This window comes from uncultured Xanthomarina sp. (assembly GCF_963971605.1).
Lineage (GTDB): Bacteria > Bacteroidota > Bacteroidia > Flavobacteriales > Flavobacteriaceae > Xanthomarina > Xanthomarina gelatinilytica.
In genome coordinates this window covers 1-23556 of the sequence record NZ_CAXATZ010000038.1, presented here as the reverse complement: position 1 = coordinate 23556, position 23556 = coordinate 1, and the positions used below count along the sequence as shown (strand labels likewise).

The 23556-nt window shown below is 35.7% G+C and carries 21 protein-coding genes, 1 tRNA gene and 1 pseudogene; 13 read left to right on the top strand and 10 right to left on the bottom strand.

The genetic code is table 11. The features are described 5' to 3' along the window. The 9 genes from AACY93_RS11780 to AACY93_RS11740 all read left to right on the top strand — a co-directional run. On the top strand, positions 1-601 hold a 601-nt coding region (locus AACY93_RS11780; RefSeq protein ID WP_339612065.1), incomplete at its 5' end, for a glycosyltransferase. Positions 602-608: 7 nt separating this feature from the next. Then, a complete protein-coding gene (gene murC, locus AACY93_RS11775; protein WP_286853654.1) occupies positions 609-1964 on the top strand; it encodes a UDP-N-acetylmuramate--L-alanine ligase in 1356 nt (451 codons plus the stop codon). 73 nt (positions 1965-2037) lie between these two features. Beyond that, the gene (locus AACY93_RS11770; protein ID WP_339612063.1) at positions 2038-2673 is read left to right on the top strand and encodes a hypothetical protein; all 636 of its coding nucleotides are present in this window, start codon (positions 2038-2040) and stop codon (positions 2671-2673) included. Between the two features lie 3 nt (positions 2674-2676). After that, a complete protein-coding gene (gene ftsA / locus AACY93_RS11765; RefSeq protein WP_007648315.1) occupies positions 2677-3993 on the top strand; it encodes a cell division protein FtsA in 1317 nt (438 codons plus the stop codon). A 90-nt stretch (positions 3994-4083) separates the two neighbouring features. Continuing rightward, positions 4084-6024, top strand: a complete 1941-nt coding sequence (ftsZ, locus tag AACY93_RS11760; RefSeq protein WP_007648316.1) for a cell division protein FtsZ — start codon at positions 4084-4086, stop codon at positions 6022-6024. 172 nt (positions 6025-6196) lie between these two features. After that, positions 6197-6646, top strand: coding sequence for a GatB/YqeY domain-containing protein (locus AACY93_RS11755; RefSeq protein WP_286853652.1), 450 nt, complete (start codon positions 6197-6199; stop codon positions 6644-6646). A 96-nt stretch (positions 6647-6742) separates the two neighbouring features. Next, entirely contained in the window at positions 6743-6991 is a 249-nt protein-coding gene (locus AACY93_RS11750; protein ID WP_007648318.1) for a GIY-YIG nuclease family protein, read from the top strand. 5 nt (positions 6992-6996) lie between these two features. Next, positions 6997-7070, top strand: a tRNA-Arg gene (locus tag AACY93_RS11745). A 114-nt stretch (positions 7071-7184) separates the two neighbouring features. Beyond that, positions 7185-8054, top strand: a complete 870-nt coding sequence (locus AACY93_RS11740) for a zinc-dependent peptidase (protein ID WP_286853651.1) — start codon at positions 7185-7187, stop codon at positions 8052-8054. On the opposite strand, the gene AACY93_RS11735 is transcribed toward AACY93_RS11740, so the two are convergent. Together AACY93_RS11735 and AACY93_RS11730 are read right to left on the bottom strand one after the other, a co-directional pair. Further along, entirely contained in the window at positions 8035-10173 is a 2139-nt protein-coding gene (locus tag AACY93_RS11735; protein ID WP_286853650.1) for a glycosyltransferase family 9 protein, read from the bottom strand. The two genes, AACY93_RS11740 and AACY93_RS11735, sit on opposite strands and share 20 nt — an antisense overlap. Before the next feature lie 63 nt (positions 10174-10236). Beyond that, the gene (locus AACY93_RS11730) at positions 10237-10497 is read right to left on the bottom strand and encodes a hypothetical protein (RefSeq protein ID WP_007648321.1); all 261 of its coding nucleotides are present in this window, start codon (positions 10495-10497) and stop codon (positions 10237-10239) included. A gap of 161 nt (positions 10498-10658) precedes the next feature. On the opposite strand from AACY93_RS11730, the gene AACY93_RS11725 reads away from it, so the two are divergent. Next, positions 10659-11078 carry a CBS domain-containing protein gene (locus tag AACY93_RS11725; protein ID WP_007648322.1) on the top strand — a complete coding sequence of 140 codons (420 nt, stop codon included), beginning with the start codon at positions 10659-10661 and terminating at the stop codon, positions 11076-11078. A gap of 50 nt (positions 11079-11128) precedes the next feature. Here AACY93_RS11725 and rpe read toward each other — a convergent pair whose 3' ends face one another. Continuing rightward, the gene (rpe, locus tag AACY93_RS11720; protein WP_007648328.1) at positions 11129-11791 is read right to left on the bottom strand and encodes a ribulose-phosphate 3-epimerase; all 663 of its coding nucleotides are present in this window, start codon (positions 11789-11791) and stop codon (positions 11129-11131) included. A gap of 165 nt (positions 11792-11956) precedes the next feature. After that, positions 11957-12820, bottom strand: a complete 864-nt coding sequence (locus AACY93_RS11715; RefSeq protein WP_007648330.1) for a sigma-70 family RNA polymerase sigma factor — start codon at positions 12818-12820, stop codon at positions 11957-11959. A gap of 173 nt (positions 12821-12993) precedes the next feature. Here AACY93_RS11715 and AACY93_RS11710 point away from each other — a divergent pair, with 173 nt between their 5' ends. Further along, positions 12994-13380, top strand: coding sequence for a hypothetical protein (locus AACY93_RS11710; protein WP_155949890.1), 387 nt, complete (start codon positions 12994-12996; stop codon positions 13378-13380). Between the two features lie 64 nt (positions 13381-13444). On the opposite strand, the gene AACY93_RS11705 is transcribed toward AACY93_RS11710, so the two are convergent. From AACY93_RS11705 to rpsO, 3 genes are all read right to left on the bottom strand, one after another. Continuing rightward, positions 13445-14500 carry a hypothetical protein gene (locus tag AACY93_RS11705; protein WP_286853649.1) on the bottom strand — a complete coding sequence of 352 codons (1056 nt, stop codon included), beginning with the start codon at positions 14498-14500 and terminating at the stop codon, positions 13445-13447. A gap of 145 nt (positions 14501-14645) precedes the next feature. Beyond that, positions 14646-16874 carry a polyribonucleotide nucleotidyltransferase gene (locus tag AACY93_RS11700; RefSeq protein WP_286853648.1) on the bottom strand — a complete coding sequence of 743 codons (2229 nt, stop codon included), beginning with the start codon at positions 16872-16874 and terminating at the stop codon, positions 14646-14648. Positions 16875-17070: 196 nt separating this feature from the next. Then, a complete protein-coding gene (gene rpsO / locus AACY93_RS11695; RefSeq protein ID WP_007648339.1) occupies positions 17071-17340 on the bottom strand; it encodes a 30S ribosomal protein S15 in 270 nt (89 codons plus the stop codon). Positions 17341-17535: 195 nt separating this feature from the next. Between rpsO and AACY93_RS11690 the strand changes: the two genes are divergently transcribed. Beyond that, entirely contained in the window at positions 17536-18381 is an 846-nt protein-coding gene (locus AACY93_RS11690) for a hypothetical protein (protein WP_286853647.1), read from the top strand. 72 nt (positions 18382-18453) lie between these two features. On the opposite strand, the gene accD is transcribed toward AACY93_RS11690, so the two are convergent. The 3 genes from accD to AACY93_RS11675 form a co-directional block, all read right to left on the bottom strand. Then, complete coding sequence (gene accD / locus AACY93_RS11685; protein ID WP_286853646.1) at positions 18454-19311, bottom strand: acetyl-CoA carboxylase, carboxyltransferase subunit beta; 858 nt, start codon at positions 19309-19311, stop codon at positions 18454-18456. A 122-nt stretch (positions 19312-19433) separates the two neighbouring features. Beyond that, positions 19434-20501: a class II fructose-bisphosphate aldolase gene (gene fbaA / locus AACY93_RS11680; protein ID WP_286853645.1), complete on the bottom strand. Its 1068-nt coding sequence runs from the start codon at positions 20499-20501 to the stop codon at positions 19434-19436. Positions 20502-20552: 51 nt separating this feature from the next. Continuing rightward, positions 20553-23075, bottom strand: a complete 2523-nt coding sequence (locus AACY93_RS11675; protein WP_286853644.1) for a BamA/TamA family outer membrane protein — start codon at positions 23073-23075, stop codon at positions 20553-20555. A 119-nt stretch (positions 23076-23194) separates the two neighbouring features. Between AACY93_RS11675 and AACY93_RS11670 the strand changes: the two are divergent. Next, positions 23195-23556, top strand: a pseudogene (locus tag AACY93_RS11670) (RNA methyltransferase); the annotation flags it as partial.

The following is a 23556-nucleotide window of genomic DNA, read 5'->3' as shown; positions in this document are numbered from 1 at the left end:
TAGAAGACTTACCTGCTCGATGGATATTGATACCAAAAAAGAACAAGCCCAAGCAAATTTTGAGCTTAGTAAAGACAAAAAAACACTTTTTGTATTGGGAGGCAGTTTAGGGGCCAAACGGATTAATGAGCTAATAGAAAAAGAATTGGATTTTATCCTAGCTCATAACATGCAGGTTATTTGGCAATGTGGAAAATTGTATTTCGACCAGTATAAAATCTATAATAACACCAAACACGTTCAAGTACATGCTTTCATAAACCAAATGGATTTAGCTTATGCAGCTTCCGATGTTATCATTTCAAGAGCAGGAGCGAGTTCGGTTTCAGAACTGTGTATTGTTGGGAAACCTGTTATTTTCATACCATCGCCAAATGTGGCTGAAGATCATCAAACCAAAAACGCCATGGCCATTGTAAACGAAAAGGCAGCTTTGTTGATAAAAGAAGATGAATTGGATGTGGATTTTGAAAATAAGTTTTCACAACTAATGGCTTCCATAGAGAAGCAAAATGAATTAAGCGAGAATATAAAAAAATTAGCATTGGTGCATGCTACCAAACAAATAGCAGACGAGGTAGAGGCATTGTTGCAAAAGTAGGTTTTAAATGAATTTAGACAACATACATAACGTTTATTTTATAGGAATTGGAGGTATAGGCATGAGTGCTTTGGCCAGATATTTCCATGCCAAAAACAAACGTGTTTCTGGATACGATAAAACCAAAACAGAGATCACCGACGCTTTGGAGACCTTGGGTATTCAGGTTCATTTTAATGATTCGGTGTCAAACATACCAGAGCCTTTTTTTAATTACGATACCACTTTGGTGGTTTACACGCCTGCGATCCCAAAAGACAACATGGAATTGGTTTATTTTAAAAATCAGCCTGGTTTCACTGTTTTAAAACGATCGCAAATTTTAGGCATTATTACAGAGAACACTTTTTGTTTGGCGGTTGCAGGTACTCATGGCAAAACAACAACGACCAGTATTTTAGGGCATTTGCTATACGAATGCCAATTGCCAGTAACAGCTTTTCTTGGAGGAATTAGTGAAAATTACAATTCCAATTTAATTCTTAATGGAACCGAAGTAACTGTGGTTGAGGCAGACGAGTTTGATAGGTCGTTTTTAACGCTTTCTCCAGATATTGCATGTATCACATCAATGGATGCAGATCATTTGGATATTTATGGAGACGCTAAAGAGTTGGTAAAATCCTTTGAAGGGTTTTCAAAACGCGTGAAAGCACAAGGCAAGTTGTTTGTTAAAAACGGACTGCCAATTCATGGAATTACCTATGGAATTGAAGATGATTCAGACTATTCCATTCACAATATAACGATACAAAATGGGATGTATGTTTTTGATGTTAAAACACCAGAAACCACCTTGGAAAATTTACAATTTAACCTACCTGGTAGACATAATCTGTCGAATGCATTAATAGCCTTGGCGATGGCTGTAGCGTATGGTTGCCCTCACCAACAGCTCGCCAAAGCTTTAGCATCCTACAAAGGGGTAAAACGTAGATTTTCCTATCACATCCAAACAGATGAGTTGGTTTTTATTGATGATTATGCACATCATCCAGAAGAGATCAATGCTGTTTACCAAGCTGTGCGAGAGATGTATCCCGGAAAAAAAGTGTTGGCTGTATTTCAGCCACATCTCTTTAGTAGGACAAGGGATTTTGCAGACGAATTTGCCAAAAGCCTGTCGCAGTTTGATGAGGTGATGCTATTGGATATTTATCCAGCTAGGGAATTGCCAATTGAAGGTGTGACATCTGCTTGGTTATTGGATAAAATGGAAACTAAAAACAAACAGGTAATCAATAAATCCGAGCTTGTTTCAAAAATAAAAGAGAGTCAAGCCCAAATAGTCTTAACCATTGGTGCTGGCGATATAGGAGAAGAAGTAAAACACATTAAAAAAGCATTGAGCGTTGCGAGTTAATTGGAATTACATAAAAATGGTTGCCCTACTGATATTGGTAGTGTTTTTATATGCCTTTTCTTCAGCAAAAAATATGGATAGAAAAGTGTCTCAACCTATCATTCATTTTAAAGGGGACAACAACCTTTTCCTAACCCATGAGAATGTTAGTAAATTGTTAATACAAAATAAGGAGAGTGTTAAAAATAAGTCTAAAGAAACTTTAGATTTGAATGATTTAGAAGCTGCCCTGAATTCTAATCAAATGGTCAAGTCTGCCCAAGTGTATCTGTCTGTAAATGGACAACTTACGGTAGATATTGAACAAAAAAAACCTATAGCAAGAGTAAGTACACATGCATCTTATTACATAGATGACCAGGGAAGTTATATGCCTTTGTCACCTAATTACACTGCTAGAGTACCTCTTGTAACTGGAACTGTTGAAAAAAATAACCTAACACATGTTTTTAAGCTAGCTCAAAAAATTGAAGCAGATGCCTTTTTAAAGAAACATGTTATAGAGATTGAACAAACAGAAAAAAGCACATTTTTTTTAAAATTCAGACAATGCAATTTTACAGTCCAGTTAGGAAGTTTAAAAAATTTGGATAAAAAAATTATGAATTTAAAAGCTTTCTATAACAAAGCTTTAAAAGAAAAATCGCTAAATCGTTATTCGAATGTTAATTTACAGTTTGATAGTCAGGTTGTGTGTACTAAAATATAAACTATGGAAAACAATATAGCAGTAGGATTAGACATAGGAACCACAAAAATTGTGGCCATGATTGGTCGTAAAAATGAGTATGGTAAGGTTGAGATTTTGGGAATAGGAAAATCCAAAAGTCTAGGCGTGCATCGTGGTGTTGTAAATAATATTACACAAACCATTCAATCTATTCAATTGGCAGCACAAGAAGCCGAAGCTGCTTCCGAATTTAAAATTGAAAATGTCACTGTAGGTATAGCTGGTCAGCATATTAGGAGCCTACAGCATAGCGATTATATAACCAGGCCAAATTCCGATTTGGTTATTGATGAAGAAGATATAGAACGATTGATCAATCAAGTACATAAATTGGTCATGCTTCCTGGAGAAGAGATCATCCATGTCTTGCCACAGGAGTATAAAGTAGATGGGCAAGCAGAGATTAAAGAGCCTATTGGAATGTACGGAGGCCGTTTGGAGGCCAATTTCCATGTGGTTGTTGGTCAGGTGTCTTCTATAAGAAATGTGGGACGCTGTATAAAAAGTGCTGGTTTAAATCTAGAGGGCATCACCTTGGAGCCCTTGGCATCGGCAAATGCAGTTTTAAGTCAGGAAGAAAAAGAAGCAGGTGTAGCCTTAATTGATATAGGTGGAGGAACCACAGATTTGGCTGTGTTTAAAGATGGCATCATTCGTCATACAGCTGTGATCCCATTTGGAGGAAATGTGATAACAGAAGACATAAAAGAAGGATGTTCCATCATAGAAAAACAAGCCGAATTATTGAAAATAAAGTTTGGATCTGCATGGCCAGGAGAAAATAAAGAAAACGAGATTGTATCCATTCCAGGGTTAAGAGGAAGGGATCCTAAAGAAATTACGCTTAAAAACCTGTCTAAAATAATTCATGCAAGGGTTGTGGAAATTGTGGAACAGGTTTACGTGGAAATAAAAAATTACGGTCACGAAGAACAAAAAAAGAAGCTGATTGCTGGGATTGTTTTAACAGGAGGAGGCGCTCAGTTAAAGCATTTAAAGCAACTGGTAGAATATATAACAGGAATGGATACCAGAATAGGCTATCCAAACGAGCATTTGGCAGGAGACAGTGACGACGAGATTACCAGTCCTTTATATGCCACAGCAGTGGGATTGGTTATGGATGGCTTAAAAAGACAGGAACGCAAAAAGGCCGAAAAAATTGAAAAACAGGCTGAGGTAGCGCCTCAAGTAGAGCCAGAAGATGTGGAAGAGCCACCTAAACAAAAACCGGAAAGACGTTCGTTCTTAGATAAATTGACGGAACGGGTAAAAGATTTTTTAGATAACGCAGAGTAAAGCTAAAAACCAACATAAAGAAGAATTAATCCAAAAACGGATATTTAAAAATATCGCAAAAAGTAATAGAATAATTAAAAAACGAAATTCATGAGCAGCAACAAAGAATTCGAAAGCAATATTTCATTCGATTTACCAAAAAACCAATCGAATGTTATAAAAGTCATAGGTGTTGGCGGTGGAGGCAGCAATGCTATCAACCACATGTTCCAGCAAGGTATTAAAGGAGTCGATTTTGTAATTTGTAATACAGATGCACAAGCACTTCAAAATAGTGGTGTTCCAAACAAAATTCAATTAGGTGTTAACTTAACCGAAGGTTTGGGAGCTGGTGCAAATCCGGATGTAGGGGAAAAATCTGCTATCGAGAGTTTTGAAGATATCCAGCGCATGTTGGATACCAATACCAAAATGGTTTTTATTACAGCTGGAATGGGTGGAGGCACTGGAACAGGAGCAGCACCAATAATTGCTAAAATGGCCAAAGATCTGGATATTTTAACGGTTGGAATTGTTACCATGCCTTTTCAGTTTGAAGGAAAAATGCGTAACGAGCAAGCCCAAATAGGAATTGAAAACCTACGTAGTGTGGTAGATTCTTTGGTAGTAATCAACAACAACAAACTTCGAGAAGTATATGGAAACCTAGGGTTTAAAGCAGGTTTTTCTAAAGCAGACGAGGTATTGTCAACTGCTGCACGTGGTATTGCAGAGGTAATAACGCATCATTATACGCAAAACATCGATTTACGTGATGCTAAAACCGTATTAAGCAACAGTGGAACGGCCATTATGGGTTCTGCCACATCCTCAGGACAAAACAGGGCACACGATGCCATTAGCAAAGCCTTAGATTCCCCTCTATTAAACGATAATAAAATTACTGGAGCCAAAAACGTATTGCTGCTTATTGTTTCTGGTTCCCAAGAAATTACCATAGATGAAATAGGTGAAATCAACGATCATATTCAAAATGAAGCTGGTCATGGAGCCAACATCATTATGGGAGTTGGGGAAGACGAATCTTTAGAAGAATCTATTGCTGTTACCATTATTGCTACAGGATTTAATATCGATCAGCAGGATGAAATCTCAAATACCGAAGCTAAAAAAGTGATTCATGCCTTGGAAGAGGACAAACCTTTTGAGCAAGATTTAACCAAAAAAGAACAGGCACCTCCAATTATTACTCCCAACATTGAGTTGGAAGAGAAAAAAGAACCACCAGTTGTGAAGCATACTTTGGATTTGGATGAACTGGAAGAGTTGGATGGTCCGAATCACATTTTAAGCGAAAATGAACTCGTTCCAACTACGGAAGCCATAAAAAATATGGATGTGGTTTACGATGAGGTGTTGGTAAATGCCGAGGAAGAAGATTTTGTGATTACTGAAGTTCAAAATACAGTTGAGGAACCAAAAATTGAATTTGAAGAAGAACAACAGATCACGCTTACTTTTGATATGCCCATAAGCAATTCGAACATAGAAAACAAGGATGATGACTTTGTGGTCCATGATTTGGACGAAAACATAAAAAAGATTCCTGTAAACGATTATGTTGAAATTATTCCGGTAACCGAAACCAATGAACATGGTGAAACCAGATATGCTTTGGATGATTATGTGGAAATAGAATCTGGGATCAACAAAAATCAGAAGCAAGAAAAAGTTATTGAGATTGCTGAAGAGTTGGACAAAGAAATAGTTTTCGAAAAAAAGGTTGTAAAACCACAGGAAACTGAGGAAACTTCTGGGGAAATAGACCCTATGAATACGCCAATTTCCGAACTGTTAAAAGAACGTGCAGAGGAAAGAAGACGTAAAATGAAGGATTTCAACTATAAATTCAATAATTCCAAAATTGATGATATAGAAAAAACACCAGCCTACAAACGTCGTGGGATAGATCTGGATGAGACACAACATTCATCAGAAACCAACATGTCTAAAACCAGTGTGAGTATAGACGATAACGACGACATACAATTTAGGAGCAACAATTCGTTCTTGCACGATAATGTAGATTAATTAATAGTAATTAAGTTTAGTTTTAGGGCTTCTTTCAAAACCCGAAGTGTCCATTGGATTCTTCGGGTTTTTCTTTTTTGTCACTCAAAAAATTTCTTGATAATGCATAAGCTTAGCAGTAGGTTTAACTGCATACTTTTTGTTATCTTCGTAGCCTCTTAAAATAGAAACAATGAGTCTACAACAAGAAATCATGGCTGCGTTAAAAGAAGCCATGAAAAGCAAAGATCAAACAGCGTTAACAGCGTTAAGGGCTGTTAAATCGGCCATCTTATTGGCTCAAACAGAAAGTGGAGCCAAAGAAGAACTGACGGAAGAACAAGAGCTTAAAATACTTCAAAAACAAGTAAAACAGCGAAAAGACAGTGCAGCTGTTTATTTAGAACAAGGTCGTGAAGATTTGGCAGCTCCAGAATTGGCAGAAGCAGAAGTGATTTCCCAATTTTTGCCAGAGGCGCTTACCGAAAAAGAAATAGAAAAGGTAGTCGTTATGACCATAGAAAACATTGGAGCAGAAGGGATGAAAGATATGGGGAAAGTTATGGGGATTGTAAGTCAGGAATTGGCTGGAAAAGCCGATGGAAAAACTATTTCTAATATTGTAAGGGCTAAACTGTCTTAACAGAAAACCTACGGTCTACCAGGTTTAAAATCCAGTAGATCTTTTAAGGCCTGGTATCTGTCTGTCGGCAGGCAGGGAATATCAGGTTTATAGAATATAAAATCTTATTATGTATATGTTTTGCGAAGTGATATTGACGGAAGGCTTTATAAAGGTCACGCCAATGATGTTGCAAAGCGTTTAAAAGAACATAATACAGGAAAAACTAAATCTACAAAAGGATATTTGCCCTGGAGATTAGTTTACTTTGAAACTTTTAAAACAAAACCGGAAGCAATTTTTCGTGAAAAGTATTTTAAAACTGGAAGTGGAAGAGAGTTTTTGAAAGGAAAAATAGTTAGTTAATTAATGGCCTCGTAGTTCAATTGGATAGAATATCAGATTTCGGCTCTGAGGGTTGGAGGTTCGAATCCTCTCGAGGTCACAATAAATAAAACATCCAAACATCAAATCAGGTTTGCTTGCATTTGAAAGTTTGGGTGTTTTGTTTTTTTCAATTTATTTTTTTCTAATATTGTAAGATTAGATTTTAATTTCCATGCCCATAATTGCCCCAGAACAAGATTATTATATAGGACTTTTTATTTTAGTTGTTCTGCTTGGGTTTTTACTTGTAATAGTTTCCATATGGTTGAGACAAATAGCAGTGAGTGTTTTTGATGGCATTGAAATGGGCTTTATGTTTATAACAAAACGTCCCGTTTTTATATATTTCCATCCTTTTTTAAACAAGTTGTCGGCAAAGCAAGAAAGCATATTAAAACAACAATTCACCTTTTATAACAGACTGAATAAAAGAAAAAAAGCTTATTTTAAACATAGGGTAGCAACTTTTATCAAACAAAAACAATTTGTGGGGAACGAAGGGTTTTTAATTACGGATGAGGTAAAAGTGTTGGTTTCTGCAACTGCTGTTATGCTTACCTTTGGTTTTAGGGATTATATTATTAGATCCATAAAAACCATCATAGTTTATCCAACCCAATATTATTCAACCGTAAATGACGATTACCACAAAGGGGAATTTCATGTGAATCTAAAAACATTGGTGCTGTCTTGGGATCATTTCATGGAAGGATTTAGAATAGAAGATGATAAATTAAACCTGGCCATTCATGAGTTTGCACATGCCATTCATTTTAATAGCATCTACCAAAACGATATAAATTCGGTTATATTTCTGGACACTTTTAACGAACTGAGGGAATTACTTTCAAACAACGATGCCTTGAGGTCCCGGTTGGTTCACTCCGAATATCTAAGAAATTACGCCTTTACAAACGACTTTGAGTTGCTGGCCGTGATTTTAGAGACCTTTATTGAATCTCCCAATGAGTTTCATCAACATTTCCCTAAAATCTATGCTCTGGTAAAGCAAATGCTAAATTTCAATTTCTCTGGGTATTAATTGAATTTTTTAGAGTTTTAGTCTCTATTTCTTGGCAAGTTGCGTTATTGTGTTTCTGGAAATTGGGAATATAAAAAACAACCTGTTGTTGTATTAAAACGTCTAATACCAATTTCATGTTATCATCCTTTGAATCCATTAAGCATTCTTTTTTCAATAAGGTTTCAACTTGAAGTTTCATGTTTTTGTTATGATATTCCAATAAAAATTCGTTGTCGTAAAGTTTTATCAAACAATCGTTTTTGCCAAAATCCAGTATTGCTTGTGGGTTGGTTTTTAAAATGGATTTTTCATTGGAATAGGCTTTTTGTAGCACTTTGTAAAGCGCTTCAAGAACCCTGTTGACAGTTACGGAATTTAAACAGATTTTATGTTCGCAATTCAAAATAACATCGTAATTACATCTAACGTTGCACACCCCTTTTTTACCCCAAATCAATTCGTTGTATTGGGCAAAATTTCCCCAACTTCCAGGGCCAGTTGGACCATAAATCCCTACTGTAGGAATATTATAGGCTCCAGCAACATGTGTAATTCCAGCATCGTTGCCAATGTGGAACAAAGCTCCTGAAAGTGCTTCCCCAACCTCGTTCATGTCTCCTGTAATATAGCTTATATGCGACATGGGCTTTGAGAAATATGGTTCAATGGCAGGATCGTTTGGGCCCATAATAATTTTACAGTCTAAATAAGGAAAAAGTTTGGCTAAGGTTTCAATAAGTTGTGCGTATTTTTTCGTAGGCCAAATTTTAAGCAAAAAACCTGCACCATGATGAACTGTAAAATATTTCCGGCCCTTGGTTTTTTGTTGTTTAAAAAAGGGATACTCCTTATAGCTATTGTCTATTGAAATATGAAGTTTTGACACTGTATCTATATAATGCTGGATGGCATGTTGTTTAACTTTTTTATGGGTTGGGTATTTTAGGGCATGAGGCAAATCGTAGCCTCTAAAAGCGGGATAATTGCCAAGTTCGAATATGTGGTCAAAATTATCTTCTTTTAATCTGGCCACTTCTTCGTTCATAATATTGATATTTTTTAAGTGCTTGGAAAAAAAGGAAACCAATCTAGGAGCTACGGCAAAACTTAAGCTACTCGATACAGAAGCCAATTTATTGATGGCAGGAATGGCAAAAAAGATATCGCCTAGGCCACCATAACTTTTATAAACCAGGACTTGGCCCAAGGAAATTTCTTGAGGTTGTTTGTTTGTGTTTAAAATGGCTTCCACTTCAAGCCAGAAATCGTGTAAGGCAGCTTTCATTTCTTCTATAGCCTTTGGTTTATTGTCTGGATAGAAATCAAAGGAAAAAGTGCCAATTCTGTCGTTGCCAAGAATGTTACAACCAGAAAGAAATGCCTCTGCAGCCAATCTCCCTGATGGCTCAGGCCAAACAGGCTGACAAATAAAGGTTTTGGTCTGTCCTAAAATCCTTAACACTTCTTTGTTTGAAACGGGCTCATGGAAACTTATATTTTCAGGAAGTGGTTCTCTTAATTGGTTTTTTCCATAAACAGGAAATGTTTTGTCAGGATGAGCTTTGGCATAAGCAACATAAGCTTTTCCTCCTTTTAAAAAATTTAAATCCCCAAAAAAAGGAATATTGTCTTCATCTTTAAATTTTGAAGGCTGAAGATCTTCAACAGACACTGTAGGAGGCTTTATGCTATAGTTTGAAATGGCTTCGCCATAAAACTCATAATGGGATTGATAATGCTTGGGAGATTGAAATATATTCAGTTTGGCTTTGGCAAACAGTTTTCGGTACAGATGGAATTTTTTAGTGTCGCAACAGCTGCTAATCTTTCTGTCCACTGTGCAAAGTATGTTACGTCTCAAACAAAAATTGTAATCAAATTCTATTTTTACATACGGTTGTTTGATGGATAATAGAAACTCGATTAGTTCAATTTCATAACGACAACGCGATGTGCTGCAAACCACAACCAACTGGGCCCAGTGAATGCTTTTTTTTGTAACTGAAATGTTTTTAAGATTATCTAATGTAAGCTGAAACTTATTGCTAGAAGGATGTGAAATAAGTTGATTGATGGTAAGTTCGGCACCTCTGGGAGTTGATAAAGAGGTATCGTGCAAAAAAAGTATGTTCGTCAAGACATAGGGATTTTGAGACCCTTAAGTAGGGAAATTAAAAATATAATTGATATTAGCAATCAATTACCCGCCATAATAGCCATCATCATAATAACCATCGTCATAGTAACCGTCATCATAATAGCCATCGTCATAATAACCGTCATCGTAATAACCGTCATCATAGTAGCCATCGTCATAATAACCGTCTCCATAATAGCCATCATCAAAAGAGCCGTTGTCATCATCACTGCTGCAAGAAGTTGCAACAGAAGCTGTTATTGAAATAGCTGAGATTGCCAATAACGCCTTTCCTGATTTTCTTAAAAAGTGCCTTCTGTTCATGATTAAAACTTATATTTTAAAAGTAGTAAAAAAACAATTAATTGCAAAATTTATAATTTTAAACGAAAAAATATGAGATATTATTATGTATGATGACATTTATCATGATTTTTCGCATTTTTAATTCATAATTTTAGAACTGAATTTAAAACCAATAACACATGAAGAAAAGAGCACCAATTTCAGACATAATGACTAAAAAAGTCATCACCTTAAATCATACAGACGATTTGGAAACGGCTGAACGGATATTTAAAAGCAAAAAAATCAGGCACATTCCCGTGGTTAGTGGCGAAAAAATTATTGGCATGTTAAGCTATACCGATTTATTGAGAATCAGTTTTGCCGATGCTGTTGATGAAGATGAGGAAAATGTGGACACTGTTGTTTACAACATGTTTACCATAGAGCAGGTTATGGCCAAGAACTTAACCAGCGTGAGTTCTACAACCACAATTAAGGAAGTTGCAGAAATATTGGCTAAAAAAGAGTTCCATGCATTACCAGTTGTAGACAACAACAAACTTGTAGGTATTGTTACCACCACAGATTTAATAAATTACCTTTTAGAACAATTCTAACCAATTAATTATTAGTTCTAACTTGAAAAAGCTCCGAAAGGAGCTTTTTTTTATGAATTGGCAATTTGTTTTAATTGTTTGATGGTTTCTGTAGGATTCTCGCTTTTAAACACATGGCTTCCTGCAACAAAAACATCTGCGCCAGCTTCCACCAGTTGTTTGATGTTTTTATCGGTTACGCCACCATCAATTTCAATTTTGGTGCTTAAACCTTGTTCATCAATCATGCGTCTTAGTTTCTTGATTCGGTTGTAGGTTATGTCTTCAAATTTTTGGCCACCAAAACCCGGATTTATGGACATGAGCAGAACCATGAAACATTTGGGTAAAATATCTTCCAACACCGAAACTGGCGTTGTTAAGTTTAAGACCACTCCAGCTTTACAACCTGCATCTTCAATTTGGGTAAGTGTTCTGTGCAAATGCACTGTAGACTCGTAATGAACAGTAATAATATCTGCACCAACCTTAGCAAAGTCTTCAATGTAACGTTCAGGTTTTTCAATCATTAAATGCACATCAAAAGGTTTGGTGGCATGTTTTTTCATGGCTTGTATTACTGGCATGCCATAAGAAATGTTAGGGACAAAATGGCCATCCATAACATCTATATGAAACCAATCGGCATCACTGTTGTTTACCATTTCCACATCGCGTTGCAGGTTACCAAAATCGGCTGCCAACATGGAAGGTGCTATTAATTTTGAATTCATTGTTGAGTTTATGTGTTGTTTCTGCAAAAATAGGTAAAAAAATGAAGCCAGAGTAATCAGCTCTGGCTTCTTTCATCAATCAAAAAACGAACAGTTTTCATATCCACAAAAGTGGATATATTATACTGTTTGTTGCTGTTATTTAGTAGTACTCATTAAAGATTACTATCCTAAATAGGTTTTTAATATTTTGCTTCTAGACGTATGTTTCAGTCTACGAATGGCTTTTTCTTTAATTTGTCTAACACGTTCCCTGGTCAGGTCGAATGTTTCTCCAATTTCTTCCAAGGTCATAGGATGTTGATTTCCTAATCCAAAGTAGAGTCTAATTACATCTGCTTCACGAGGAGTAAGGGTTTCCAAGGCTCTTTCAATTTCCGTGCGTAAAGATTCGTGTAACAGATCTTTATCAGGATTTGGAGACTCACCACTATTCAACACGTCGTAAAGGTTGGAATCTTCACCTTCAACCAAAGGCGCATCCATACTTACGTGACGGCCGGAATTTTTCATGGACTCTTTAACATCGTTAATGGTCATGTCCAGTTCTTTGGCTATTTCTTCAGCACTTGGTGGACGCTCATGGGCTTGCTCTAAAAACGCAAAGGTTTTATTTATTTTATTGATAGAACCAATTTTGTTAAGGGGCAAACGCACAATACGGGATTGCTCTGCCAAGGCTTGTAAAATGGATTGTCTAATCCACCAAACGGCATACGAAATAAATTTAAAACCACGTGTTTCATCGAAACGTTGTGCTGCTTTAATAAGTCCTAAATTCCCTTCGTTAATTAAATCTGGTAAGGTTAATCCTTGATTTTGGTATTGCTTCGCTACAGAAACAACGAAACGTAAGTTAGCTTTTGTCAACTTTTCCAAGGCAATTTGATCGCCTGCTTTAATACGTTGTGCTAATTCTACTTCTTCGTCTGCTGTAATTAAGTCAACTTTTCCAATTTCTTGAAGATATTTGTCCAACGAAGCAGTCTCTCTATTGGTAACCTGCTTGGTAATTTTAAGTTGTCTCATCTAATGAATGCCTATAAATAAGTTAAGTTGTTTCTTTAATGTTATACTTATACGTTAAAAGAACAATTTTTGTTACAAAAGAAGCGGGTTATTTTTTTTAAAATTCAAAATAATAAGGATGTGCATATAATTTATTATCTTGATAGACTTATACAAAAACAAAACATATCCATATGAAAAAACTATTATTTCTATTTTTTGCTTGTAGTATGATGCACATTTCCGCACAGGACTTGTCCACTATGGCAAAGAGTGATTCCTCTTCGGGGAATTCCATGATTGAGAACTTGGCAGCAGATCAAGTAAAGAGTTTCACTAAAAAGTTGAATTTAAACGAAAAACAACAAGAGCAAGTTTCTGGATTGGTGGTAAGTCAATTAAAAAGCGAGAAATTTAAAAAGTTGATGGGCAGTCTGGGAGCTGATAAATTGATGGGTTCCAGTGATAATACAGACAGGATTCAATCGGCTTTACTGAGCGATGAAAGCTTTCAAAAAGAAATGGGCTCCATTTTAGATGAGAAACAAATGGAAGCCATGAAGACTTATATTCCTAAATAAAGATTCATTTATAATAAAAAAAGGCCCATCAAAATTTGATGGGCCTTTTTTTATTAATTATAATTTAACAACTAATAGATGCTAATGTAATTATAGCATAATACTGTATGTTATTTTCTAGATCATCTATTCTAACATAAATAGATTGATTATCTTCTGTGTTTATAAATGCAATGTCAGAGGCTAAAGCATTAATCATATTAACAGCATCGTCTTCTGTTAGGTAATAGCTTATCTCAAATGTATCTTCTAATTCTAAAGTATCAAAAATACAATAGGTATAGTCATCTAATATAAACTCTGAAATACCACTATCTACTTGTGTTTCGCATTCTTCGAAAATAAAGTTACTACATTCTTCAAAATTTGCATCACATCTTTGGTTTAAAACAAGTTCACGATTTTCATTTGTTAGTAGTAAAGAGTTTCCATCTATATACTCAACTTTCCAATCATAATTGAAAAAATCACCAGTTTCATCAGCATTAATTAGATTAATATTTATATGTAATTCATGTTCAATTATAAATACAGTCCAGGATCCATTAAATAATATACCATCCATAGTAAAGTTTGTAGCACCATCTTCTTCTATAAATATTCCACCTAAATATGTGTTATCATAATTATAGCTATATCCAACTTTCAAAACACAGTTTTGTATTAGTGTGCTACACTCTAAAATTAACTCCTCATCTAAACAATAATCAATTGCGTCTTTTAATTCCTCCTTAGTATTAATAATAACTTCATCTCCAGAGAGTAAAGTACTTGTAATTGGAAAACTAATACTTATACTATATGTTAGGTCTATAGCTTCTAAAAAAGTACTAAACTGTGTATCATCTTCAATAACTGAAGTTGAGATATATTCATTTGTTTCATTAAAAGTATAAATGGTTAAAGGGTATATAAAATTTATACAAGCAATGCTTAATTCTGGTTGTTCTTCGTCTGTTGCAATTTCTACGAGGTATTGAAACAAATCTGAATCTGCTTCAATAATTTCTACCGTATTATATTTAGGATCAGAATTGGTTATTATTTTGTCATCTGCATCATCAGAACATGAAGTTGTAAAAATTAATAATAATAGGAATGTGAGTTTGAGAATTTTCATAGTTAGTAGTTTTAAGTTTTTTACTTAGCCACAATAACCATGCCCGAAAAGTGGAGTATTTTAAATAAATCAATTATTTATACTAAAGTAAAAAGCCCATTAAAATAATTTAATGGGCTTTTTAATATCCTAACAAAGTAGTAGCTTAATCTTTGTTGTTGTCTCTTGGTTTTCTATCGTCACGTCTGTTGTCACGTCCACGATTGTTACCTCTGTTGTCTCTATTGTTGTCTCTAGGGGGTCTTTCCTTAAACCCTTCAGGTTTAGGCAAGATGGCTTTTCTAGATACTTTTTCTTTTTTGGTTCTTGGATCTACTCCAAAGTACTTCACATCAAAAACGTCTCCCATGTTCACCACGTCCGATACGTTTTCTGTACGTTCCCAAGCCAATTCACTTACGTGTAACAAGACTTCGTTTCCTGGAGCTTCAGTATATTCCACTACGGCACCAAAATCAAGCATTTTAATGACTTTTACTTCGTAAATGCTTCCAACTTCCGGTTTGAACAATAAAGCATCTATTTTTGCCAAAACAGCATCAATACCATCTTGATTGGTACCTAAAATCTCCACAATACCTTCTTCGGTTTCTGGATCTTCATTGATAACAATGGTTGTTTTGGTTTCTTTTTGTAATTCCTGAATAACTTTTCCACCAGGACCAATAAGGGCTCCAATAAATTCGTTTGGAATTCTTCTGGTTATCATTTTAGGAGCATGTGCTTTTACATCGGCATTAGGTTGTGCTATGGTTTCCACCAATTTATCAAGAATATGTAAACGTCCTTCCCTTGCTTGTTTTAAAGCTTTAACAAGAATTTCGTACGATAAGCCTTTTACTTTGATATCCATTTGGCAAGCTGTGATTCCATCTGCAGTTCCTGTTACTTTAAAATCCATATCGCCTAAATGATCTTCATCACCTAAAATATCAGATAAAACAGCATATTTGTCGCCTTCAGAAATTAATCCCATGGCAATACCAGAAACGGGTTTTTTTAATTGCACTCCAGCATCCATAAGTGCCATAGTACCAGAACAAACCGTTGCCATAGAAGACGACCCGTTACTTTCCAATACTTCACTAACCACACGCACTGTGTATGGGCAATCTTCTGGAACCATGCCTTTTAAGGCACGTTGTGCTAAGTTACCATGTCCAACTTCACGTCTAGAGGTACCACGTATAGGTCTTGCTTCCCCTGTTGAGAATGGCGGGAAGTTGTAGTGTAAATAAAAACGTTCTTCGCCTTCAAAAGACGGCATGTCTATTTGGTTGGCTTCCCTACTGGTTCCTAAGGTAACAGTTGCTAAGGCTTGTGTTTCCCCACGAGTAAAAATAGCAGAACCATGTGTTGATGGTAAATAATCCACTTCGCACCAAATAGGTCTAATGTCTGTGGTTTTACGTCCATCCAAACGCAATCCTTCGTTTAGGGTTAGGTCTCTAATGGCAGCTTTTTCGGCTTTACTGTAATATTTGGAAATTAAACCACCCAAATCTTCCAGTTCTTCTTCAGAAAACGTGGCTTTTATTTCCTCTTTAATTTCAGCAAAGGCTGTGCTTCTTTCGTGTTTGGAAGAACCTGCTTTGGCTACAGCATATACTTTATCGTAAGCCATCTCGTGAATTTTCTTTGCCAAGTCTTCATCTTCTCTTTCTGGCTCGTATTCACGTGTTTCTTTTTTGCCAACAGCTTCAGCTAATTTTACCTGAGCAGCACATTGTACTTTAATGGCTTCATGAGCAAATTTAATGGCTTCTGCCATTTCTTCTTCAGAAATCTCATCCATTTCACCTTCAACCATCATTACTGAATCGGCCGATGCACCTATCATCATGTCTATATCAGATTCCAATAATTGGGACTGAGTAGGGTTGATGATAAACTCACCATTGATACGTCCAACCCTTGCTTCAGAAATTGGTGTTTCAAAAGGAATATCGGATAACTGAATGGCTGCAGAAGCTGCCAATCCAGCCATGGCGTCTGGCATAACATCATCGTCATGAGACATTAATTGAATCATGACTTGGGTTTCTGCATGATAATCTTTAGGGAATAATGGACGTAATACCCTGTCCACTAAACGCATGGTCAATACTTCGCCATCACTTGGTCTTGCTTCTCTTTTGAAGAATCCTCCAGGATAACGTCCTGCAGCTGCAAATTTTTCGCGATAATCTACCGTTAAAGGTAAGAAGTCCACGTCGCTTTGTTGGTAATTGGAAACAACTGTACATAACAACATACATTTTCCTGATTGAACAACTACCGAACCATGAGCCTGTTTGGCTAATTTTCCGGTTTCGATGGAGATTTCTCTGCCATCGCCAAGGTCTATGACCTCTTTAAAAACTTTTGGAATCATAAATTTTTTAATTCTAATTAAACAATGGTCTCCGCCATACTGGACGGACAGGGTTGTGTTGTTGTAGTAGTAGAAAATGGCATGTAATGCCTGACCAATGAAAAACTATGAATAGCTTCTTATTTACGTATGTTAGACTCTTACGTATGAGTTATTTTAAAACAAAAAAGAGGCGCGAAGCCTCTTAATAATGTGATTATTTTCTTAATCCTAATTCTTTAACAATGGCACGATATCTCAAGATATCCTTTTTAGTTAAATAGTCAAGTAATGCACGACGCTTACCTACCAGTTTTACTAACGAACGCTCTGTGTTGTAATCTTTACGATTGTTTTTTAGGTGTTCGGTTAAGTGGTTAATTCTGTGCGTAAATAACGCAATTTGACCTTCTGCAGTACCAGTATCGTTCTTCCCTTTACCGTGTTTTGCGAAAATCTCTTCTTTTACTTCTTTAGTTAAATACATTCCAATATTATTTTAAATGATTTTTATGTATGGCCCAATTACAGTTGGACAGTGATGAAAGTTTTTCTTTCAAGCTGCAAATATACTACTTTTTCACTAATTGCAATCTTTTGTAAATATTTTATTTTGAGGGGATTCATAATTTTTTAACAAAAATCACGTTTTAACAACATCTTAACCTTAAAAAAAACAATTATGAAAACCATGAAATTAAAAACCAAAACCCTTTTAAGTCTTTTGTTTTTAGGGCTTTTATTTACGGCTTGTACTGATAATGAATCTACTGAGCCGGTTTCTCAAGAAGAGGACCTTACCGAAATGGTACAATCTACTGAAATGGACCAAATTTCTGCATCCTTGGAAGATGTCATTATTGAAATATATGAAGATCAGGAAAGCACAGAAGCAAAAGGGATTATGAACTCCAGAACAGCTTTTGATACTTGTGTGACTGTGAGCCTGGATATGGAACAAAACTTTAGGCAGTTGACCGTTGACTTTGCTGAAGGTGGCTGCATCATTAGAGGCCATCTTTATGAAGGGCAAATAGTTATTACCTATGAGCGCGATCCACAAGCGCAAAACATTTTCTTAGGATATGTTTTAAACAACTTTTATTTTGATAACAAACATGTTATGGGGAACAATTCCATTTTAAAGGAACTTTCCAACGATCAAGGTAATCCTCAGTTTACCCATACGGTTGATTTAACGGTTGTTTGGCCAAATGGCATGCAAGCTTCCAGGGAAGGGCAGATTGTTAGGGAGTGGATTGAAGGATTTGATACAGGTGTTTTTACCGACAATGTATTTGAGTTTACAGGTTATTGGAATGCAAGTTTTGTAAATGGAGGCTCTTATTCTTATGAGATTATTCTGCCATTGCGTCGTGAGGTAACTTGCTATCATATTGTAAGTGGTTCCATAGATGTGGAACGCACATTTTTTGGAGGCGTGTTAGACTATGGGGAAGGAGCCTGTGATAACTTAGCAACTTTCACCTTTACAGATGGTACTGAAATTGATATAGTTTTAAACTGATAAAGTTTTTTTTCATAAAGCAAAAAAATGCGACCACTATGGGTCGCATTTTTTATTTCATATCAAGCTTGTTTATTCCCTTATAGGTTGATTGGTAATCAAGTCAATATATAGATTTACTTTGCTTTTTAAATGTTTTCTGTGTGTTATAAAGTCCAAGAAACCGTGTTCCAGTAAAAATTCAGAGGTTTGAAAGCCTTCCGGTAGTTCTTGTCCAGTGGTATCTTTTACAACACGTGGTCCTGCAAAACCAATCAAGGCTCCAGGTTCGCTAATATTGATATCGCCCAACATGGCAAAGGAAGCTGTGGTTCCACCAGTTGTTGGATCTGTACACAATGAGATGTAAGGGATTCCAGCATCTGCCAGTTGCGCTAATTTAACTGAAGTTTTGGCCAGTTGCATTAAGGATAAAGCTGCTTCCATCATTCTGGCACCTCCAGATTTGGAGATAATCATGAAAGGGATTTTCTTTTTTAGGGAATAGTCTGCTGCACGAGCAATCTTTTCGCCAACCACAGAACCCATGGAACCACCAATAAACGAAAAATCCATACAAGCAACAACCAAATCTTTTCCTTTGGATTTTCCAACGGCTGTCCTTACGGCATCTTTTAATTTGGTTTTCTCCATCGCCGCTTTTAAACGGTCTGGATATTTTTTTGTGTCCTCGAATTTTAAAGGGTCTTTGGATTCCAATTTAGGATCCAGTTCCTTAAATTTATTGTCATCGAACAAAATTTCAAAATATTCCTTACTCCCAATTCTTACGTGGTAACCATCTTCTGGGCTCACATAAAAATTTTGTTCCAATTCTTTGGTATCTACTATTTTTCCAGTAGGGGATTTATACCACAAACCTTTAGGGGTGTCCTTTTTTTGTTCGGTTGTGGTTTGAATTCCTTTTTCTTTTCTTTTAAACCAAGACATATCGATTAACGATTTTAGATTTTAAGTACCGATTTTAAAAGTTTGGATAAAACCGATTCGTGTTAAGCTAGACCACAAAATTATAGTTTTGTTTTTAATAATGTGGAAACACTTATATTTTTTTATAAAGTATTTACATTGTTTAAATCTTCGAAAGCCTTTTTTAAACGTTCTACAAAGGTGTTTTCGCCTTTACGTAACCAAACTCTTGGGTCGTAATATTTTTTATTTGGAACATCGTCTCCTTCAGGATTTCCAATTTGTGATTGCAGATACGATTCTTTTTCTTTCATATAATCCCTAACCCCAGACATGAAAGCGTATTGCATGTCTGTGTCTATATTCATTTTAATCACACCATAGCTTATGGCTTCACGAATTTCCTCAACTGAAGATCCAGACCCACCATGAAAAACAAAATCAATATGGTTATGGCCTACACCAAACTTTTTTGAAACGTATTCTTGAGAGTTTTTAAGGATTTTAGGTGTTAATTTTACATTTCCAGGCTTATACACACCATGTACATTGCCAAAGGCAGCAGCAATGGTAAATTGCTTGCTTATTTTGCTTAATTCTTCATAGGCATAAGCTACTTCTTCTGGTTGTGTGTAAAGTTTGGAATCGTCCACATCTGTGTTGTCCACACCATCTTCTTCGCCACCAGTAATTCCTAGTTCTATCTCCAAGGTCATTCCCATCTTGCTCATTCTGGACAGGTAAGATTTGCAGATTTCTATGTTTTCTTCAATAGGTTCTTCACTTAAATCAATCATGTGAGAACTGTATAACGGTTTTCCGGTTTCTTTAAAATGTTGTTCGCTGGCATCCAGCAATCCATCAATCCAAGGCAACAGTTTTTTAGCACAATGGTCTGTATGTAAAATAACAGGAACTCCGTAAGCTTCTGCCATTAAATGGATGTGCTTGGCTCCTGCAATGCAACCTGCAATGGCGGCTTTTTGGTTTTCATTGCTCAATCCTTTACCTGCATTAAAAACACCACCACCATTAGAAAACTGGATAATAACTGGTGCATTTAAATCCCTTGCAGTTTCCAAAACACCATTGATGCTGTTGGAGCCTACTACGTTTACAGCTGGTAAAGCAAAGCCTTTTTCTTTTGCCAGTTTAAATATATCTTGAACTTCTTGTCCTGTTGCAACTCCAGGTTTAATGTTGTGAGCCATAATTATATAGTTATAAAGTTTGAAACTACAAAAATAAGAAAATTAAATAGCTTAGAACGGGTAATTGATACCTATGTTATAAACAGCGTTTGAAAAATTGTAATCGTTAAACCATCTATTGTTTTCAGGATAAGACGGATCGTAGGTTTTAAAGCCTATATCGAAACGGAACACAGCAAAGCCAAAATCGTATCTTAAGCCAAAACCTGAACCAATGGCAATATCTTTCAAGGATGCAAAATTGGTGAAGGTGGCCTTTGGGTCTGTAACATCATCAAAAACGTTCCAAATATTTCCTGTATCGATAAACAGGGCTCCATTGAATTTTTCGAAGATGTTAAAGCGATGTTCAATATTAAAAGCGAGTTTAAGGTTGGCTTCATTAAATTCGTCGTTACTGTCTAAACTTCCTGGCCCAAGACTGTAAGCGGTCCAAGCACGATTGTCGTTTGTACCACCTGCAAAGAAACTCTTGGAAAAGGGAATGTTTGTGGAATTGCCATAAGGAATGGCTATTCCGGCAAAACTGCGTAGGGCCAAAACGTTTTTCTTGCCCAAGTCCCAATGTTTAATATAATCGAATTCTGTTTTAATATATTGTGAGTATGCTACATTGAACATTTCGTATTGACCAGCATCGTTTTTTGGTAAATTTCCAATTTTGGAAATGGCAGAAAACAAGTTTCCAGCCAATTCTATCTTAAACCTAAAGATGGAAAACGTTTCGTCATACAAGTTTTCCCTGTTGTCTCTGGTGAAATTAAAATTGGTGGCGAAGATCAGGTTGTCTTCAGTAAGCCTTATTTTTCTTTCGTTTATGGAATATACATCGTCATATTCTGAGTCTCCAGGTTGCAAGGAGGTGTTGCCAGTAAGCACATCGTTTATAAACGCATCGGTTTGGTTGGGATATGTTAAGTCTTCTCCATTGTTATAACCGATGTCTTTAGAGATGTCGTTTAAGGCATCGTAAGAATTACCATAAATACCAAAATAATTGTTTGGGTTTAAGTTTTTAACAAACTGAATGTTGAATAAATCCAATCTGTTGGTCACTAAATTAGAAGGGTACCATTTATAATTAAAAATTCCAGAAACCGTTTGTTTGTCCAGACCAACATTGGTTTGACTGGACGTAGAGATTGAAATCCTGGTACTAGGAAACATGGTTTTAGGAATGATTTTTTCGGTATTAAATGGAAAAAACAATCTTGGGATAGTAAGTTTTAAATCGACACCAAGTTCGTTGATGTCAAAAAAGGGATCGTTTTCGTCTCCACCATCCTTTGAAGCGCCAATAGAACCAAAAGCCGATAATTCCAAGGTTTCGGCGCCTCTAAAAACATTACGCATGAGCAGACTTGGGTTAAATGCTAAACCAATGGATTGAATGTTGCTTTGAGACACTTCTGCACTAAAGTTTAAACCAAACTTTTTATAGGGAGTCAGTAAAATGTTGGCAGTGAGTGTGGTGTCTGGATTTTCAACATAGTCTATGCTTGGATGCTTAAACGTCTGTAAATTGTTAATATGTCTATAGGTATTGGATCTGTCTTTGTCCCTAAACACATCTCCAGGAGTTATAAAAATGGCATCAGTTATGGCTTTGGGCTTGAAGCGCATTTTGCCAAAACTATACAGGTTGAAATTTTTAAAGTTGGTGGAATCCACAATTTCCAAGTCTTTGTTTTCATAAGAAAAATCCGTGAAAACATTGACTTCTTTAATTTTGTAAATTTTAAAAGGTTCTTTATAGGTGGAATCTTCGGTTCTAACAGACCTGTTTAAAATTTGCAATTCTACCTGTACTTTATTGTTGGTATTGATGGTGTCCATATCAAAATACACATAATCCTGACTAAAATGGTACACACCAGAATTCCTTAAGTCTTTTGTAATCCTGTCTTTTTCGTTGGCAAATGTAGCTGTTCTATATTGCTCGTTTTTTTTAATAAACGATTGCTTTTCGCTTACTTTATAGATGGAGTCTACTACTGGAGAGGCTATTTTTGTGGTAAGGGAATCTATAATATAGGGTTTGCCGGTTTTTACAAAATAGCTTACTGTGGCTTTTTTGTTTTCCAAGGTATCGGTTTTTGAGGTGGCATCTACATTAAACCAGCCATTGTTAAAATAGTAAGCTTCCAGTTGTTTTTCAGATTTTTCAATCTTTTCCTTATTGACAATTACTGGAGCCTCACCTGTGGTTTTAAGCCAATTGTTAAAACCAATTCTGGCCTCGATATATTTGTCCAATTGTTTTTTGGAAAGAAAACGTTCAAGCCTTTTTCTTTTTTTTGGTTTGGAGTCTATATTGGCATTAACTATAGAATCGATATTGGGTCTGGCTGCATTGTAAATATAGAGCCTTAAAGGTATGTTGATGATTTTTTTGTTGCGTTGCTGAAACAACAAGTTGTTAATACGTTCTGTATTGTTCTTTTTACCGTTAACATAAATGGAGTTTTCTACAAGTAAGTGCTTGTCTTCAGGAACTCTTTTTACAGAATTACAAGAATACAAAAAACCAGTAATTACAATAAATAATACTATTTTTGAGAATTGTAGTTTCAAATACAAATAAATTAACTAGTAATAAAAGAGTTGGTGTTTTTTTAGAGTAATTTTCAGTTGCTCCAATCAAACTCAAAAATACATTATTTCAATTGAAAAATATATTTAAATAAGTTTGAATGTTATCTAAAAGTCAAATAAAAACAATAACGAGTTTAAAACAAAAAAAATACCGACTACAACAGGGATTATTTGTTGCCGAAGGTGTTAAGACCATTAACGAATTGCTCGCGTCCCAATTTAGTTTACAACAGTTATACACAACCAATTCCTTCAAAATTGATGCCAATCTGGAAACGGTTGTTTCTGAAAAGGAATTGAAAAAAATAAGCTTTTTAAAGACTCCAAATACTGCTTTGGCCATTTTTAAAATTCCAGAACCCAAAGCCATCAATACCAATCAACTATTGGTAGCATTGGACAATGTACGTGATCCGGGAAACTTAGGGACCATTATTAGGCTATGCGATTGGTTTGGCAT